Source organism: Ruegeria sp. YTSA219, from assembly GCF_059609985.1.
Genome location: NZ_JBXWMT010000011.1, coordinates 38,670 through 54,461 on the forward strand (window position 1 = coordinate 38,670; position 15,792 = coordinate 54,461).

Annotated in this window: 15 protein-coding genes; 8 read left to right on the forward strand and 7 right to left on the reverse strand. The window is 57.2% G+C overall.

The features are described 5' to 3' along the window. Nucleotides 1-4 precede the first annotated feature (4 nt). From mnmG to AC2FFB_RS15010, 4 genes are read left to right on the forward strand one after another with little or no spacing between them, the layout of a single operon-like run. Complete coding sequence (gene mnmG / locus AC2FFB_RS14995) at nt 5-1,873, forward strand: tRNA uridine-5-carboxymethylaminomethyl(34) synthesis enzyme MnmG (RefSeq protein WP_281973387.1); 1,869 nt, start codon at nt 5-7, stop codon at nt 1,871-1,873. Beyond that, a complete protein-coding gene (gene rsmG / locus AC2FFB_RS15000) occupies nt 1,870-2,484 on the forward strand; it encodes a 16S rRNA (guanine(527)-N(7))-methyltransferase RsmG (RefSeq protein WP_496875112.1) in 615 nt (204 codons plus the stop codon). Before mnmG ends, rsmG begins: the two co-directional genes overlap by 4 nt. Next, complete coding sequence (locus AC2FFB_RS15005; protein WP_142637414.1) at nt 2,477-3,280, forward strand: ParA family protein; 804 nt, start codon at nt 2,477-2,479, stop codon at nt 3,278-3,280. Before rsmG ends, AC2FFB_RS15005 begins: the two co-directional genes overlap by 8 nt. Nucleotides 3,281-3,299: 19 nt before the next feature. Continuing rightward, nucleotides 3,300-4,196 carry a ParB/RepB/Spo0J family partition protein gene (locus AC2FFB_RS15010; RefSeq protein ID WP_142637412.1) on the forward strand — a complete coding sequence of 299 codons (897 nt, stop codon included), beginning with the start codon at nt 3,300-3,302 and terminating at the stop codon, nt 4,194-4,196. Here AC2FFB_RS15010 and AC2FFB_RS15015 read toward each other — a convergent pair. The 4 genes from AC2FFB_RS15015 to rph are packed head-to-tail and all read right to left on the reverse strand — an operon-like array spanning nt 4,186 to nt 7,011. Further along, the gene (locus AC2FFB_RS15015) at nt 4,186-4,539 is read right to left on the reverse strand and encodes a YbaN family protein (RefSeq protein ID WP_142637410.1); all 354 of its coding nucleotides are present in this window, start codon (nt 4,537-4,539) and stop codon (nt 4,186-4,188) included. The genes AC2FFB_RS15010 and AC2FFB_RS15015 overlap by 11 nt on opposite strands. Before the next feature lie 3 nt (nt 4,540-4,542). Further along, nucleotides 4,543-5,697, reverse strand: a complete 1,155-nt coding sequence (gene hemW, locus AC2FFB_RS15020) for a radical SAM family heme chaperone HemW (RefSeq protein WP_496875113.1) — start codon at nt 5,695-5,697, stop codon at nt 4,543-4,545. Beyond that, nucleotides 5,687-6,301 (reverse strand): RdgB/HAM1 family non-canonical purine NTP pyrophosphatase, encoded by a 615-nt coding sequence (gene rdgB, locus AC2FFB_RS15025; protein ID WP_496875114.1) that lies wholly within the window; start codon nt 6,299-6,301, stop codon nt 5,687-5,689. The genes hemW and rdgB overlap by 11 nt, the downstream gene beginning before the upstream one ends. Further along, complete coding sequence (rph, locus tag AC2FFB_RS15030) at nt 6,298-7,011, reverse strand: ribonuclease PH (RefSeq protein ID WP_496692602.1); 714 nt, start codon at nt 7,009-7,011, stop codon at nt 6,298-6,300. Before rph ends, rdgB begins: the two co-directional genes overlap by 4 nt. Nucleotides 7,012-7,123: 112 nt before the next feature. Between rph and hrcA the strand changes: the two genes are divergently transcribed. After that, complete coding sequence (gene hrcA / locus AC2FFB_RS15035; protein ID WP_281995819.1) at nt 7,124-8,188, forward strand: heat-inducible transcriptional repressor HrcA; 1,065 nt, start codon at nt 7,124-7,126, stop codon at nt 8,186-8,188. Between the two features lie 10 nt (nt 8,189-8,198). After that, complete coding sequence (locus AC2FFB_RS15040; RefSeq protein WP_142637400.1) at nt 8,199-8,762, forward strand: nucleotide exchange factor GrpE; 564 nt, start codon at nt 8,199-8,201, stop codon at nt 8,760-8,762. A 32-nt stretch (nt 8,763-8,794) separates the two neighbouring features. Here the strand turns inward: AC2FFB_RS15040 and mutS are convergent, their stop codons facing one another. Then, a complete protein-coding gene (mutS, locus tag AC2FFB_RS15045) occupies nt 8,795-11,407 on the reverse strand; it encodes a DNA mismatch repair protein MutS (protein WP_496875135.1) in 2,613 nt (870 codons plus the stop codon). A 160-nt stretch (nt 11,408-11,567) separates the two neighbouring features. Between mutS and AC2FFB_RS15050 the strand changes: the two genes are divergently transcribed. Then, nucleotides 11,568-13,823 carry an NADP-dependent malic enzyme gene (locus AC2FFB_RS15050; protein WP_142637398.1) on the forward strand — a complete coding sequence of 752 codons (2,256 nt, stop codon included), beginning with the start codon at nt 11,568-11,570 and terminating at the stop codon, nt 13,821-13,823. A 3-nt stretch (nt 13,824-13,826) separates the two neighbouring features. Continuing rightward, entirely contained in the window at nt 13,827-14,696 is an 870-nt protein-coding gene (locus tag AC2FFB_RS15055) for a ribokinase (protein WP_496875115.1), read from the forward strand. Here the strand turns inward: AC2FFB_RS15055 and msrA are convergent. Next, nucleotides 14,693-15,364 carry a peptide-methionine (S)-S-oxide reductase MsrA gene (gene msrA, locus AC2FFB_RS15060; protein ID WP_496678658.1) on the reverse strand — a complete coding sequence of 224 codons (672 nt, stop codon included), beginning with the start codon at nt 15,362-15,364 and terminating at the stop codon, nt 14,693-14,695. The genes AC2FFB_RS15055 and msrA overlap by 4 nt on opposite strands. Before the next feature lie 96 nt (nt 15,365-15,460). Next, nucleotides 15,461-15,742: an SCP2 sterol-binding domain-containing protein gene (locus tag AC2FFB_RS15065; RefSeq protein ID WP_142637392.1), complete on the reverse strand. Its 282-nt coding sequence runs from the start codon at nt 15,740-15,742 to the stop codon at nt 15,461-15,463. Nucleotides 15,743-15,792: the final 50 nt, after the last annotated feature.

Sequence of the window (15,792 nt, forward strand, 5' to 3'; positions counted from 1 at the left end):
TCACGTGAAACATTCGGATTTTGACGTCGTCGTTATCGGAGCGGGCCACGCCGGAACAGAAGCGGCCCATGCGGCCGCCCGGATGGGTGCGACTACCGCCCTTGTGACTCTGTCGGCCACTGATATCGGCGTAATGTCCTGTAACCCCGCTATTGGGGGCCTCGGCAAAGGGCATCTTGTTCGCGAAATTGACGCGTTGGACGGGGTGATGGGGCGCGTCGCAGACCAGGCGGGAATTCAGTTTCGTTTGCTGAATCGCCGTAAAGGCCCCGCAGTTCAGGGGCCCAGAACGCAGGCAGACCGGGCTTTGTACCGAGCTGCGATGCAGCGAGAAACCACGGCACAGCCGAACCTCAGCGTCGTAGTCGGCGAGGTGACAGATTTCCTGGTGAATGGACCTGCTGTTACCGGAATTCGATTGGCGGATGAGTCTGAAATACGGGCCGGCGCTGTGATCCTGACGTCTGGGACATTTTTGAGAGGCGTTATTCACATTGGTGACGTATCGCGCCCTGGCGGGCGTATGGGGGACCGTCCCTCGGTAAAGCTGGCCGAGCGTTTGGATCGCCTTAACCTGCCGCTAGGACGCTTGAAAACGGGGACACCGCCCCGGCTGGATGGTCGGACGATTGATTGGTCAGGTCTCGAACGTCAGGACGGCGATGATGAACCTACGCTGTTCTCATTCCTTTCGATGGGGGTGGTGGCACCACAGATTTCTTGCGGGATTACGCATACCAATGCCAGAACACATGAGATCATTGAAAAGAATCTTTCCAGATCGGCGATGTATGGGGGACATATTGACGGTATAGGCCCCAGATATTGCCCTTCGATCGAAGATAAGATTGTGCGGTTTGCGGATAAGGAATCTCATCAGATTTTCCTCGAGCCAGAAGGTGTGAATGATCACACAATCTATCCGAATGGAATTTCTACCTCACTGCCACAGGATGTTCAGGTCGATTATGTCAGATCCATTAAGGGGCTGGAAAAGGCAGAGATCCTCCAACCTGGCTACGCCATCGAATATGACTACGTAGATCCTCGCGTTCTGACATCATCACTGTCGTTGCCTGAGGCGCCAGGACTATATCTTGCGGGTCAGATTAACGGCACCACAGGATATGAGGAAGCTGCAGCTCAGGGAATGGTGGCTGGCCTCAATGCTGCCCTTCAGGTCTCGGGTCGGGATCCAATCCATTTCACGCGTTCCGACAGTTATATTGGCGTCATGGTCGATGACCTGACTACTCGCGGAGTGGCGGAACCTTATCGGATGTTTACCTCACGGGCAGAGTTTAGATTGTCTTTGCGCGCCGATAATGCCGACCAACGACTGACACCTATTGGCATACGCCTAGGTTGCGTAAGCGAGACGCGCCGCAAGCACTTCTCTGAAAAAATGGAGAAGTTGGAGGCTGCAAAAAAGAAGCTCACAGATCATACCTATACTCCGAAAGAAGTGCGAGAAGCTGGTATCAAGGTCAATCAGGATGGCAATCGCCGCGATGGTATGGCGATTTTGGCCTTTCCTGATGTGAGCTTTGAGGACCTTGTTCCCTTGATTCCTGAGTTGCAGGACGTTGAATCAGGCATTCGGCAGCAAGTGGAACGCGATGCGCTGTATGCGAATTATATCGAGCGGCAAAGACGTGATGTCGAAGCGATGAAACGCGATGAAGCCTATGAGATTCCGCGTGATTTTGACTTCTTCGCATTGGATGGGCTGTCGTCAGAGATGAAGCAGAAGTTGTCCAACGCCCGTCCCGAGAATGTAGCGCAGGCAAGCCGGATAGAGGGTGTGACGCCGGCAGCGCTGACTTTGGTGTTGGCCAAGCTTCGCCGAGATCAGAGGGTGCGCAAAGCATGAAGGAAGAGCTGTTTGACGGTCTGAATGTTTCACGTGAAACATTTGATCGACTGGCAACATATGTTGCCCTTGTCGAGCGCTGGAACCCGAAAATCAACCTCGTATCGCGCAAAAGCTTGTCCGAAATCTGGACACGGCACATTTTGGATTCCGTTCAGGTTTTTCGATGTGCCGAGAACTTTTCGCATTGGGTTGATATTGGAAGTGGTGGCGGGTTTCCTGGTATGGTCTGTGTAATCATGGCGATTGAAGAAGCGCCAGACGCAAAATTTACCTTTGTTGAAAGCGATCAGCGAAAATCTGCGTTTTTACGCAATGTATCCCGGGAATGTGGCGCAAACTGTAAAGTGGTGGCGAAACGCATTGAAGCGGTGGACCCCCTGAATGCAGATGTTTTGTCTGCCCGCGCCTTGGCAGATCTCGGGGTATTATTATCTTTTTGTGACAGACATTTAGGCGATTCTGGCGTCGCTTTGTTGCCGAAAGGTGTAAGCTGGAAAAAAGAGGTACAGGATGCGCAGGAAGAATGGAATTTCACCTGTGATCCGATTACAAGTTTAACAGAACCCCAAGCCGTCATCCTCAAGGTCAAAGGAGTATCACGTGGTTGATCTATCTCGTCCCTCAGGCCCCCGGATCATAGCGGTAGCCAACCAGAAGGGCGGAGTTGGGAAGACGACAACAGCCATAAACTTGGCAGCAGGCTTGGCCGAGGCCGGATGCAGGGTTTTAGTGGTTGATCTGGATCCACAGGGAAATGCTTCAACCGGTTTAGGCGTCGAGGATCGAGATTGGACAACTTATGATCTGATTCTGGATGATGCGCCTTTGGATGCGGTCGTTCAGGACTCGGAGATTGAAGGTATTCTCGTTGTCCCCGCTACGGTAGATCTCAGTTCCGCCGATATCGAACTGATTTCGAACGAAAAACGCAGCTATTTACTGCATGACGCGTTGCGCCAGACTGCTATTGATAAGTACGATCTGGATTTCGTCCTGATTGACTGTCCGCCATCGCTGAATCTTCTGACGGTAAACGCGATGGTCGCAGCGCATTCCGTACTGGTGCCATTGCAAAGCGAGTTCTTCGCATTAGAGGGTTTGTCCCAGCTCATGCTGACCATTCGCGAGGTGCGACAGACTGCGAACCCAGACCTCAGAATCGAAGGTGTTGTGCTGACTATGTATGACAACCGCAACAACTTGTCCCGTCAGGTCGAAAAAGACGCACGTGACAATCTGGGCGAGATGGTATTTAAAACCAAAATACCCAGAAATGTGCGGGTCAGTGAGGCTCCGTCATACGCGTTGCCGGTTTTGCAATATGACTCGGGGTCTCTGGGCGCGATGGCCTATCGGCATTTGGCCCGGGAAGTCATGCATAAGAACAATAAAACCGCAGTCTGAGCGGTACTAGGAGGACCCTGTGACAGCCAGAAAATCAAAACCAAGAGGGTTGGGTCGCGGGCTTTCGGCGTTGATGGCAGATGTCACACAAGAGCCCCAGGGACGCGTGCCAACTGATTCACGGCGGCCGGACCTGACGATTCCAATCGAAAAGCTTCACGCAAACCCAAATCAGCCGCGCCGCACCTTTGCCCGGGAGCATCTGGATGAGCTTGCCGCTTCGGTCAAAGAGAAGGGGATCATTCAGCCGCTGATCGTCCGCGAGATTGCCGAAGGCGATTATGAAATCGTCGCGGGTGAACGCCGCTGGCGCGCGGCGCAAATGGCGCAGTTGCATGATATCCCCGTTATCGTTCGCGATTTTGATGACACTGAGGTTCTGGAAGTCGCCATTATCGAAAACATTCAGCGCGCGGATTTGAATGCGGTGGAAGAGGCGGCCGGCTATAAGCAGCTGATGGACCGCTTTGGTCATACGCAAGAAAAGCTGGCTGAAGCATTGGGCAAAAGCCGCAGTCATATTGCCAATTTGCTGCGCCTGTTGTCCCTGCCAATGGATGTACAAACCCTTGTAATAGAAGGAAAATTATCGGCTGGCCATGCACGAACGCTGATCACGGCCGAGAATGCCTCGGATCTTGCAAAGCAAATTGTCAAAGACGGGCTGTCGGTGCGGGCAACGGAAGCGCTGGTGAAGAAGCAACAGCAGGGGGATGCGGCCCGACCGGCACCAAGGTCTCGGGATCTGAATGCGGGTAAAGATGCGGATACCCGGGCGCTGGAAAAGGATCTTTCCGCGATTCTGGCGATGAAAGTGGCGATCAATCACAAAGCGGGCTCGGAAACGGGGCAGGTGGTCCTGACCTATGAGAACCTGGATCAACTGGATGATCTTTGTTCCAAGCTCAGCCGCTAGGGCGGGTCCAGATAAAGAACATCACGCCGCCTAGTACAATCGCCTGGATGATCAGGACATGAGACGGCGCAGACATCATGACCGATAGTCCAAATACGGCGGTGACCGACAGGGTGGCCGCCTTTTTTGCGGCCGGACGAATCGCGCCTGAACTCTGCCAATCGACGATCATTGGGCCAAACAGTCGGTGCGTTATCAGCCAGCTATGCAGCCGTGAAGACGAGCGGGCAAAGAAGAAGGCGGCGAGAAGCAGAAATGGAACCGTTGGTAGTAGGGGAAGTACCACCCCAACAGCGGCCAGCCCGACGCATAACAATCCAAGCCCTGCCCACAGATATTGCATGGTCTATCCCAAAAGTTCGCGGATCACGGCGTTCAAGACGGCCCGCCCGTCGGTTGTAGCCATCAGTCTACCATCCAGCATTTGAACCATGCCGATATCCTGAAGATGGCCCAATGGGTCTTGTGGTAAGGGGTGGCCTGATATTCCCATATATCTATCTATATCTAGCCCGTCGGAAACTCTAAGACCCATCATAAGGTATTCACTTGCCTGATCTTCACGCGACAATGCGGCGCGTTCTTTCTCTCCGCTACCACAGGAAGCCGCATCCAACCACCGCTGCGGATTCAGATAGGTTTCAGTCGCGTATTTCTGGCCATTCTGGGTGATCCGTCCATGGGCGCCGGGGCCAATGCCGACATAGTCACCATAGCGCCAATAGATCAGATTGTGCTGTGATTCCGCGCCGGGGCGGGCGTGGTTCGATACCTCATAGGCGGGCAGACCATGAGCCTCGCAGATCTTTTGCGTGGCCAGATACATATCGGCGGCGCTATCATCCAAGGGCAGGCCGCGTAGCTTGCCCACGGCATAGCGATCACCAAAGGCGGTTCCGTCTTCTATGGTCAGTTGGTACAGCGACAGGTGATCGACCGCCATCGACAGGGCTTCGGTCAACTCTGCGCGCCAGGCATCAAGGGTTTGATGTTGCCGCGCATAGATCAGGTCAAAGCTGACCCGTTCAAAACAATGACGGGCTATGTCATAAGCAGCCCGCGCTTCGGCCACGCTGTGAATGCGGCCCAACCGGCGCAGATCGTCATCATTCAGCGCCTGAACCCCCATTGAGATACGGTTGACGCCTGCTTCCCGGTAGGCTGCGAACCGTCCCGCCTCGACCGAGCTGGGATTGGCTTCAAGTGTGATTTCCATGTCATTGGCGGGGTGCCAAAGGGCGCGGGCGGTATCAATCACTGCGGCGACGGTTTCGGGATCCATCAGAGACGGGGTGCCGCCGCCAAAAAAGATCGTGTTCAGAACACGGTTGGGGGTCTCGGCGGCGCAGCGGTGCAGCTCGGTCAGATAGGCCTCAAGCCATTGTTTTTGATCGATTTCACGGGAAACATGGCTGTTGAAATCGCAATAGGGGCATTTGGCCTCGCAAAAGGGCCAATGCACATACAGGCCAAAGCCCCCGTTGCGCCAATCATCCGCCAAAACAGCCTTTCACGAACATCTCAACCGCGCGACCGCGATGGCTGATCTTGTTCTTTTCCCAGCGATCCATCTGCGCAAAGGTGATGTCATGGCCCTCGGGCACAAACATCGGGTCATAACCAAAGCCGTCCGCGCCACGGATTGGCCAGACCAGATGGCCAGGGGCGATACCCTCGAACACCTCGTCATGGCCGTCGGGCCAGGCCAAAACCAGAGTGCAACGGAATTGCGCGGTGCGGGGATGGGCGGCGTTCTTCGCATCAAGCTCCTCATGTGCGCGGGTCATGGCCATCAGGAAATCGCGGCCATTGCCGGTTTCTGCCCAATCGGCGGTGTAGACGCCCGGCGCCCCGTCAAGCGCGTCGATGGTGATCCCGGAATCGTCCGACAGGGCAGGAAGGCCGGTGGCTTTGGCGGCGGCATGGGCCTTGATCCGGGCATTGCCGACGAATGTATCCTCGGTCTCTTCCGGTTCAGGCAGGTCCATGTCGGCGGCGCCGATAACGGTGACACCAAAGGGTTCAAGCAGATGTGCCATCTCCTCAAGCTTGCCTTTGTTATGCGTGGCCACCAGCAACCTGTCGCCGTCGAACTTGCGGGTCATGCGGTGGCGGCTTTTTGCGCAGCAGCCAGTTCACTAACGCCCTGTTCAGCCAGATCCATTAGTTGATCCATCTGAACGCGGCTAAAGACCGAGCCTTCGGCGCTCATTTGAACTTCGATCAATTTGCCGGACCCGGTCATGATAAAGTTGCCGTCCACGCCGGCTTCGCTGTCTTCGGGGTAATCCAGATCCAGCACCGGTTGACCGGCGTAAATACCGCAGGACACGGCCGCAACCGGGTCAACCAGCGGGTCCGAGATCACGTCACCCGTTTTCATTAGCTTGTTGACCGCAAGACGCAGCGCAACCCAACCGCCTGTGATCGAGGCACATCGGGTGCCACCATCGGCCTGGATCACATCGCAGTCGACGGTGATCTGGCGTTCACCCAAGGCAACTCGATCGACACCTGCACGCAGGGCACGGCCGATCAAACGCTGGATTTCCACGGTACGACCACCCTGCTTACCGCTGGCAGCCTCGCGCCGCATCCGTGTATTGGTCGCACGGGGCAGCATGCCGTATTCAGCGGTAACCCAGCCCAGGCCCGAACCCTTGATGAACGGTGGCACGCGATCTTCGATCGTGGCAGTGCACAACACATGGGTATCGCCCATCTTAATCAGGCAGGAACCTTCGGCATGTTTGGTAAATCCCGTTTCGATTGAAACGGCGCGCATTTCGTTTAGATCACGTCCTGAGGGTCGCATGGGAATTCCTTTGTTTGCTGGTTTGGGGATACCGCCCCGCAGCGTCAGGATGCAACCCTGATTGACCTTTCGCCTACCTGCTATTTAATGGCCATCCAGCAGAGGATTGCCGATGAGTGACGCTAGCAAAATTCTGAACGAGATGAATGACCGGTCGCGCGAGGTGTTTCGGCTGATTGTCGAAAGCTATCTGGATAGCGGTGAGCCTGTCGGCAGCCGTACCCTGACGCGCACTTTGTCGGAAAAAGTCAGTGCGGCGACGGTTCGCAATGTGATGCAGGATCTTGAGTTTCTGGGCCTGCTCGACAGCCCTCATGTCAGTGCGGGGCGGATTCCGACGCAACACGGGTTACGGATGTTCGTGGACGGATTGCTGGAGGTCGGTGATCTGGGCGCGGATGACCGGCAGAAGCTGGACGACACACTGGGCGCTAACTCGGGGGATGTCGGCGGGATGCTTGACCGTGTCGGTGCGGCCTTGTCACACGTGACACAAGGGGCCTCACTGGTTTTGACGCCGAAACACGAAGCGGAAATCAAACATATCGAATTTGTGTCGCTTGGGCATGACAGGGCCCTGGTGGTTTTGGTCTTTTCCGACGGTCAGGTGGAAAACCGGCTGTTCAAGCCGCCACCCGGGCAAACGCCCAGCTCGATGCGGGAAGCGGCGAATTTTCTGAACGCCCTGATCGAGGGCCGCACAATCAGCGAGGTTCGCCGTCAGATGCTGACCCAGATCGATGCGCGGAAACAGGAAATTGACGTGCTGGCCCGTGAAATGGTCGACAGCGGCATGGCCGCATGGGACGGGGATGATGGCGACTCGGCTCGTTTGATCGTCCGAGGGCGGGCGAATCTGCTGGGTGAACGTGGCGAAGCAGATGAGTTGGAGCGCATTCGCACCCTGTTTGACGACCTCGAACGCAAGCGCGACATCGCCGAATTTCTGGAATTGACCGAAGAAGGCGAAGGTGTGCGCATTTTTATCGGGTCTGAGAACAAACTTTTCTCACTTTCGGGTTCCTCTTTGGTGGTGTCTCCATATATGAACGCTGATCGTAAGATAATCGGTGCGGTTGGGGTCATCGGGCCCACACGTCTGAATTATGGACGGATCGTGCCGATCGTGGATTATACGGCGCAACTGGTCGGCAAACTGATATCCGACCGGAGCTAGAGGGTAAGAGATGGCAGAGCCCAAGAACGAAGATTTTCTGGACGATATCGCAACGGCCGAGGCCGAAGAGCTGGCAGATGAATTTGCTGAGATCAGCGAAGAAGCGCTGGAGCTGGATGAGCTGCGCGCCGAGCGCGACGACTACAAAGACAAATTCATGCGTGCATTGGCCGATGCGGAAAACGCGCGCAAGCGCGGCGACAAGGCACGGCGCGATGCCGAACAGTATGGCGGCTCGAAACTGGCCCGTGACATGCTGCCGGTCTATGACAATATGAAACGCGCGCTTGAGGCCGCAACCGACGAGCAGAAAGAGGTCGCAGGCGCTTTGCTGGAAGGTGTTGAACTGACCATGCGCGCGCTGAAGGACGTGTTTCAGAAACACGGGATTCAGGTGATCACGCCAGAAGTTGGCGATCGGTTTGACCCCAATGTGCATGAGGCGATGTTCGAGGCCCCCGTGCCCGGAACACGCGCCGGTGACATCATCCAGGTATCTGCAGAAGGCTTTATGCTGTACGACCGGCTCTTGCGCCCCGCGCAGGTGGGTGTGTCGTCCACGCCGGCAAGCTAAGCGCTTAAGATATCATTCAATTATTGAGGCGGTCAGGATCTGGCCGCCTCTTTCAATTTATAGATCAGGTCCAATGCCTCGCGCGGGCTTAGCTCATCCGGCAAGATCTCACCCAACATATCCGCAACGGGTGAAGCTTTTGGGGGAGGCGGTGGCGGCGGGGCAGCCGAGAACAGCGGCAGATCGTCGATCAAAGCCTTTTGCTTGCCGCCTTCGCGTTCGGTTTTCTCCAGCTGGTCCAGCACAACGCGGGCACGTTCGACAACGGATGCCGGCAGGCCAGCCAGTTGCGCCACCTGGACACCATAGGACCGGTCTGCGGCGCCTTTGTGAACCTCGTGCAAAAAGATCACTTCGCCCTCCCATTCCTTGACCGCAACGGTGGCGTTGTCGACACCTTCCAGATTTCCGGCCAGCGCGGTCAGCTCGTGATAATGCGTTGCAAACAGCGCGCGACATTTATTGGCGGCGTGCAGATGTTCGAGCGTGGCCCAGGCGATGGAAAGCCCGTCATAGGTGGCCGTCCCGCGTCCGATTTCATCCAGAATGACCAGCGCATGATCGTCGGCTTGATTGAGGATGGCGGCGGTTTCGACCATTTCAACCATAAAGGTCGACCGACCCCTGGCCAGATCGTCAGATGCCCCGACACGGCTGAACAGCTGGCTGACTACACCGATATAGGCTTGTTCGGCTGGAACATAGCTGCCCATCTGTGCAAGCAGGGCGATCAGCGCATTCTGCCGCAGGAAGGTTGATTTACCCGCCATGTTGGGGCCGGTCAGCAACCAGATTGCAGCACCATCTTCGGCGCTGAGATCACAATCATTGGCGATAAACGCGTCACCGCTTTGTTGGCGCAGCGCATGTTCAACAACCGGATGCCGCCCGCCCTGAATATCAAAGGCACGAGAGGCATCGACCTGCGGGCGACACCAGTTCTCGCCCCGTGCCAGATCGGCCAGCGCAGTGGTTAGGTCCAGCTCTGCCAGCCCGCGCGCGGCTTGGTTCAGTTGCGCAGCACGGGTAAGAATCTCATTAGAAAGCCTTTGATAGAGCCGCTTTTCGATCTCCAAAGCATGATTTCCGGCGTTCAGGATACGGGTTTCGATCTCGGACAGTTCTACTGTCGTGAACCGCACCTGATTGGCCGTGGTTTGCCGGTGGATATAGGTTTCGGAGAACGGCGGGTTCAACATCTTTTCGGCATGTGTGGCCGTGGTTTCGATGAAATAGCCCAGCACGTTGTTATGCTTGATCTTCAGCGAGGTGATGCCGGTGTGCTGGGAATATTTCTGCTGAAACCCGGCGATGACCGAGCGGCCTTCGTCCCGCAGGGTGCGCGCCTCATCCAGTTCCGCGTCATAGCCGGGGGCAATGAAGCCGCCGTCGCGCGCCATCAGAGGCGGCTCGGCCACAAGCGCCTCATCCAGCAGGGTCAGCAGATCATCAAACCCTGTCAGGTTTTGCACCGCAGTGGCCAGCAATACCGGCAGATCTCCGGCATTGCACAGTTCGGCTATGGTTGCAGCCTGCGCCAGCCCGTTGCGGATGGCGGCCAGATCGCGAGGACCGCCGCGTTCCAGCGACAGGCGCGACAAGGCGCGGTCCAAATCGGGGGTTTTGCGCAAGGCATCGCGCAGATCTTGGGCGATCAGGCTGTCATCGGCTGCAAAACTTACCGCATCCAACCGCCCGTGGATCACATCCAGATTGCGCGAGGGGCTGGACAGGCGCTGTTCCAACAACCGCGCGCCGCCCGGCGTGACTGTACGGTCAACCACCGACAAAAGCGATCCGGCGCGCCCGCCAGACAGCGACCGGGTCAGCTCCAGATTGCGGCGCGTTGCGGCGTCGATCTGCACCACGCGGTCCTCGGATTCTTTCAGCGGCGTTTGCAGCAGGGGCAATTTGCCTTTTTGCGTGATCTCCAAATAGTCAATCAATGCGCCCATAGCGGACACTTCGGCCCGGCCAAAATTTCCAAACGCGTCCAGCGCGCCCACGTGAAACAAAGCGCAGATGCGCTTTTCAGCCGCCGTGCTGTCGAAACTGGCGCGGCCAATGGGCGTCAGCGAGATGCCCAGATCGCGGGCAGGTTCGTGCAGGACCTGTTCGGCCCCGTCAGCCACGATCAGCTCCGACGGGGCCAGCCGGGCCAGTTCAGGGCTTAGGCGCACAGAGGTCAAAGGCATCACGTGAAACGCCCCGGTTGAGATATCGGCCCAGGCAAGCGCCGCTTCATCCCTCACCTCGGCATAACAGGCCAGAAAGTTGTGGCGGCGCGCCTCTAGCAGCGCGTCCTCGGTCAGTGTTCCGGGTGTCACCAGCCGGACAACACCGCGCTTTACAACTGATTTAGAGCCTCTCTTCTTTGCCTCAACCGGGCTTTCCATCTGTTCGCAAACGGCCACGCGAAAGCCTTTTCGGATCAGCGTCAGCAGGTACCCTTCGGCGGCATGGACCGGCACACCGCACATCGGAATGTCGGCGTCGTTGTGCTTGCCGCGTTTGGTCAGGGCGATGTCCAGCGCCTCGGCGGCGTTGACGGCATCCTCGAAAAACATCTCGTAGAAATCGCCCATCCGGTAAAACAGAAGGGCGTCGGCATGGGCCTCTTTGATTTCGAGATATTGCGCCATCATCGGCGTGACTGTGGACAAGGCTGATCCCTTTTGACGGCGTTCGGTCGCGACCTTACAAATCCGCCATCTGGTGCGAAAGGCAAAAGTATTCTCGTTGAGGCGCGCGCGTGCCTGCGCTATGAGGCAGAAGCCCCGAAGTTGCAGAGAAACGACGTATCAAATGCCCAAAGCGAAGATCACCAACGAAGAGGCGCTGGCCTTTCACCTGGACCCAACTCCTGGCAAGTGGGAGGTACAAGCCACCGTTCCCATGACGACGCAGCGCGACCTGTCGCTGGCCTACAGCCCCGGCGTGGCTGTTCCATGTGAAGCAATCGCGGAAAATCCAGAAACGGCCTATGACTATACCAACAAGGGAAATCTGGTCGCCGTGATTTCGAATGGGACGGCGGTTTTGGGTCTTGGTAATCTGGGCGCGCTGGGCTCAAAACCGGTGATGGAGGGCAAGTCAGTCCTGTTCAAGCGTTTCGCTGACGTAAACTCGATCGATATCGAGCTGGACACCGAAGACCCGGATGAGTTCTGCCGCGCCGTGCGACTGATGGGGCCAACCTTTGGCGGCATCAATCTGGAAGACATCAAGGCGCCCGAGTGTTTCATCATCGAACAGCGCCTGAAGGAAGAAATGGATATCCCCGTCTTCCACGATGATCAGCATGGCACGGCGGTGATCTGTGCGGCGGGCCTGCTGAATGCGCTGCGTATCTCGGGCAAGAAGATCGAAGATGTGAAGATTGTTCTGAACGGTGCCGGGGCTGCTGGGATAGCGTGTATCGAACTGCTCAAGTCGATGGGCGCGCGGCATGAGAACTGCATCGTGTGTGACACCAAAGGCGTGATCTATCAGGGCCGGACCGAGGGCATGAACCAGTGGAAATCGGCCCATGCGATCACCACAGATCTGCGTACGCTGGAAGACGCCATGAAAGGCGCAGACGTCTTTCTGGGCGTGTCGGTCAAAGGGGCTGTGACGCAGGATATGGTCGCCAGCATGGCCGATAACCCGGTGATTTTTGCGATGGCAAACCCCGATCCGGAAATTACGCCGGAAGAGGCCCACGAAGTGCGCGTTGATGCCATCGTCGCCACAGGGCGCAGCGATTATCCGAACCAGGTCAACAACGTGTTGGGCTTTCCCTACCTGTTCCGCGGTGCGCTGGATATCCACGCCCGCGCCATCAATGACGAGATGAAAATTGCCTGTGCCCACGCCCTGGCCAACCTCGCGCGCGAAGATGTCCCTGATGAGGTCGCGATGGCCTATGGTAAGTCGCTGACCTTTGGGCGCGATTATATTATCCCGACACCTTTCGATCCGCGCCTGATTCACCGCATTCCGCCCGCCGTTGCGCGGGCCGGGATGGATACCGGCGCGGCGCGGCGCCCGATTATCGACATGGACGCGTATGAGCTGAGCTTGAAATCCCGCATGGATCCGACCGCCAGCATTCTGCGCGGCCTGAACGCGCGGGCCCGTCAGGCGCAAAGCCGAATGATCTTTGCCGAGGGCGACGATCCGCGTGTGCTGCGGGCTGCGGTGATGTATCAACGCTCGGGCTTTGGTAAGGCGCTGGTCGTAGGCCGCCCGGATGACGTCAAGCAAAAGCTGGAAGAGGCCGGGCTGGGCGATGCTGTGCGTGAGCTGGAGGTCGTGAATGCCGCCAACACTGCGCATCTCGATACCTATTCTGATTTTTTGTACGATCGCCTGCAGCGTAAAGGCTTTGATCGAAAGGATATTCATCGACTTGCCGCGCGCGACCGGCATGTGTTTTCATCGCTGATGCTGGCACATGGGCATGGCGACGGTTTGGTCTCGGGCGCGACGCGTAAATCGGCGCATGTGCTGGATCGGATCAACCATGTGTTCGATGCAGATGCGGCCCGTGGCGCGGCCGGTGTGACGGCGCTGTTGCACAAGGGGCGGATCGTGCTGATCGGCGACACTCTAGTCCATGAATGGCCGGACGAAAACGATCTGGCCAATATCGCCGAGCGCTCAGCAGCCGTTGCCCGCCATATGGGGCTGGAGCCGCGCGTTGCCTTTGTCAGCTTTTCGACGTTTGGCTACCCGGTGTCGGAGCGGGCCGAAAAGATGCACCGCGCTCCTGCCGTTCTGGATCAGCGTGGCGTAGATTTCGAATACGAAGGTGAAATGACGGTGGACGTGGCGCTGAATGTCGACCAGCAGGCAAACTATCCGTTCCAGCGCCTGACCGGACCGGCGAATATCCTGATTGTCCCAGCACGGCATTCGGCCTCGATCTCGACCAAGTTGATGCAGGAAATGGGTGGGGCCACGGTGATCGGCCCGATCTTGTCGGGCATCGACAAGCCGATTCAGATCTGTTCGACCATATCGACGGCCAATGACATTCTGAACATGGCCATTCTGGCCTCCTGCGATATTGGTTAAGCCATGACAATCTGGAATCTAGGCTCGATCAACGCAGACATGATTTATGATGTGCCACACCTGCCGGGCGCGGGTGAGACGCTTTCGGCCAACCGTTTGGATCGGTTTCTGGGCGGCAAGGGCGCGAATATGTCCGTCGCCGGCGCGCGGGCCGGCGCACGGGTGGCGCATATTGGGGCCATAGGGCCCGACGGGCGCTGGGCGCGTGACAGGCTGACCGAATATGGCGTCGATACCCGGTGGATTGCCGAGGTTTCAGATCCTACCGGGCACGCCATTATCGCCGTAGACGCCGAGGGTGAAAACAATATCATCCTGTTTCAAGGCGCAAATCATGCAATTACGTCAGATCAACTGGGCCAGGCGCTGTCATCGGCGGATCAGGGTGATCTGATTGTGACGCAAAACGAAACCAACTTGCAGGTCGAAGCCGCAAAAATGGGCCGCGAAATGGGGCTGACTGTCTGTTACGCGGCGGCCCCTTTTCAAGCCGATGCAGTGCGGGCGGTTCTTCCGTATCTGGATTTCCTGATCCTAAATGAGGTCGAGGCCGAGCAGCTGCGGCGGGCAACCGGGCAGGGCCTGTCCGAGTTGGGGATAGAGCATGTCATTGTGACCCTCGGATCAAAGGGCGCGCGATATCATCATAAGGGGACGACCTCGGATTTTTTGGCTCACAAGGTTCAGGCGGTGGACACAACTGGTGCGGGCGATACGTTCACTGGTTACGTTCTGGCAGGAATGGATCGTGGCATGCCGATGGAGCAGGCAATATTGCAGGCAAACCGGGCTGCCGCGTTGATGGTGACACGGCACGGTACGGCGGATGTCATTCCTGATCTGAAAGAAGTGCGCGAAGCGCGCTTTGATTAAGACCCGGCAAAGGGCGCGTCACTGCCCCACAGCTGTTTGACGCGGGCGTCGCGACCGCATGCTTTGCGATAGGCCTTATAGGCGTTGCGCTGGCGTTTGGGACCGAACCGCGTAAAGACCAGTTTTTCGCCCTTATAGTAATCCTGATGATAGGCTTCGGCCGGGTAAAACCGGTCCTGTTGCAGGATCGGGGTGACAATCGTTTGACGCAGGACGTTCTGTGCTTTGGATTTTGCAGCCTCGGCTAACGCCTTTTCGCCTGTGTTAGAGACAAATACCGCGGTCCGGTAACTCTCGCCCCGGTCGCAGAACTGGCCGCCCGCATCCGTGGGATCGACCGAGCGGAAAAACAGGCTCAGCAAGGTTTCACGGGAAACACGGTCCGGATCAAAGGTGATCTGAACAGCCTCATAATGGCCGGTGCCGCCTTTGGTTACCTCGCCATAGGTCGGGTCCGCCGTTGCGCCCCCGGTATAGCCCGAGACCGCCTGAACCACGCCCGGCACGGATTCGAAATCGGATTCAACGCACCAGAAACACCCCCCGGCCACGGTCAGCGTCTCGGTTCCGGCAGCCGGTGCAGGCGCGGCGCGCAGCATTGCGACGATGAGGATCAGCGCAAACAGAAGCCAAGGTTTGACAGCGTCAATGTATGTGGTTCGGATCATGGTGGGTCTCCTTCCATGATCAGACTGCCTTGGGAAACCCCCGGGCGCAACGCGCTGACATCTGTTCTCACGCGCTGGTGAGACGAGTTTATCGCCTTAGCCCAGCAACTGCCCCAGTTTCATCGCCACACCCATATTGCCCGAGATCTTGAGCTTGCCCATGGCAATACCGGTCATCGGGTTCAGCTTGCCGGTCAGCAGCTTGGTTAGGTTCTCTTGTGAGATACGAATGGTGCAATCAGTGTCCCGATCCTGCGTCGTCGCCTGATTGTCGGCCAGAACAATCACACCGGCATCACCGCAATCGAATTTCAACGACCCATCGAAGTTTTTGCCATTCAGACCGCTCTGAATACCTTCTGCGATATCCTGCAACATGCCCCCTCCTTTCAGTGTTGTGACTTGGGTAAAGACATATCCTGCGGTGG

What these genes read in the sequence shown, in the direction of transcription:
- rsmG (WP_496875112.1), top strand. Translation starts at nt 1,870, where the DNA reads ATGAAGGAAGAGCTGTTTGACGGTCTGAATGTTTCACGTGAAACATTT.
- AC2FFB_RS15015 (WP_142637410.1), bottom strand. Translation starts at nt 4,539, where the DNA reads ATGCAATATCTGTGGGCAGGGCTTGGATTGTTATGCGTCGGGCTGGCC.
- rdgB (WP_496875114.1), bottom strand. Translation starts at nt 6,301, where the DNA reads ATGACCCGCAAGTTCGACGGCGACAGGTTGCTGGTGGCCACGCATAAC.
- rph (WP_496692602.1), bottom strand. Translation starts at nt 7,011, where the DNA reads ATGCGACCCTCAGGACGTGATCTAAACGAAATGCGCGCCGTTTCAATC.
- hrcA (WP_281995819.1), top strand. Translation starts at nt 7,124, where the DNA reads ATGAGTGACGCTAGCAAAATTCTGAACGAGATGAATGACCGGTCGCGC.
- AC2FFB_RS15040 (WP_142637400.1), top strand. Translation starts at nt 8,199, where the DNA reads ATGGCAGAGCCCAAGAACGAAGATTTTCTGGACGATATCGCAACGGCC.
- mutS (WP_496875135.1), bottom strand. Translation starts at nt 11,407, where the DNA reads ATGATGGCGCAATATCTCGAAATCAAAGAGGCCCATGCCGACGCCCTT.
- AC2FFB_RS15050 (WP_142637398.1), top strand. Translation starts at nt 11,568, where the DNA reads ATGCCCAAAGCGAAGATCACCAACGAAGAGGCGCTGGCCTTTCACCTG.
- AC2FFB_RS15055 (WP_496875115.1), top strand. Translation starts at nt 13,827, where the DNA reads ATGACAATCTGGAATCTAGGCTCGATCAACGCAGACATGATTTATGAT.
- msrA (WP_496678658.1), bottom strand. Translation starts at nt 15,364, where the DNA reads ATGATCCGAACCACATACATTGACGCTGTCAAACCTTGGCTTCTGTTT.
- AC2FFB_RS15065 (WP_142637392.1), bottom strand. Translation starts at nt 15,742, where the DNA reads ATGTTGCAGGATATCGCAGAAGGTATTCAGAGCGGTCTGAATGGCAAA.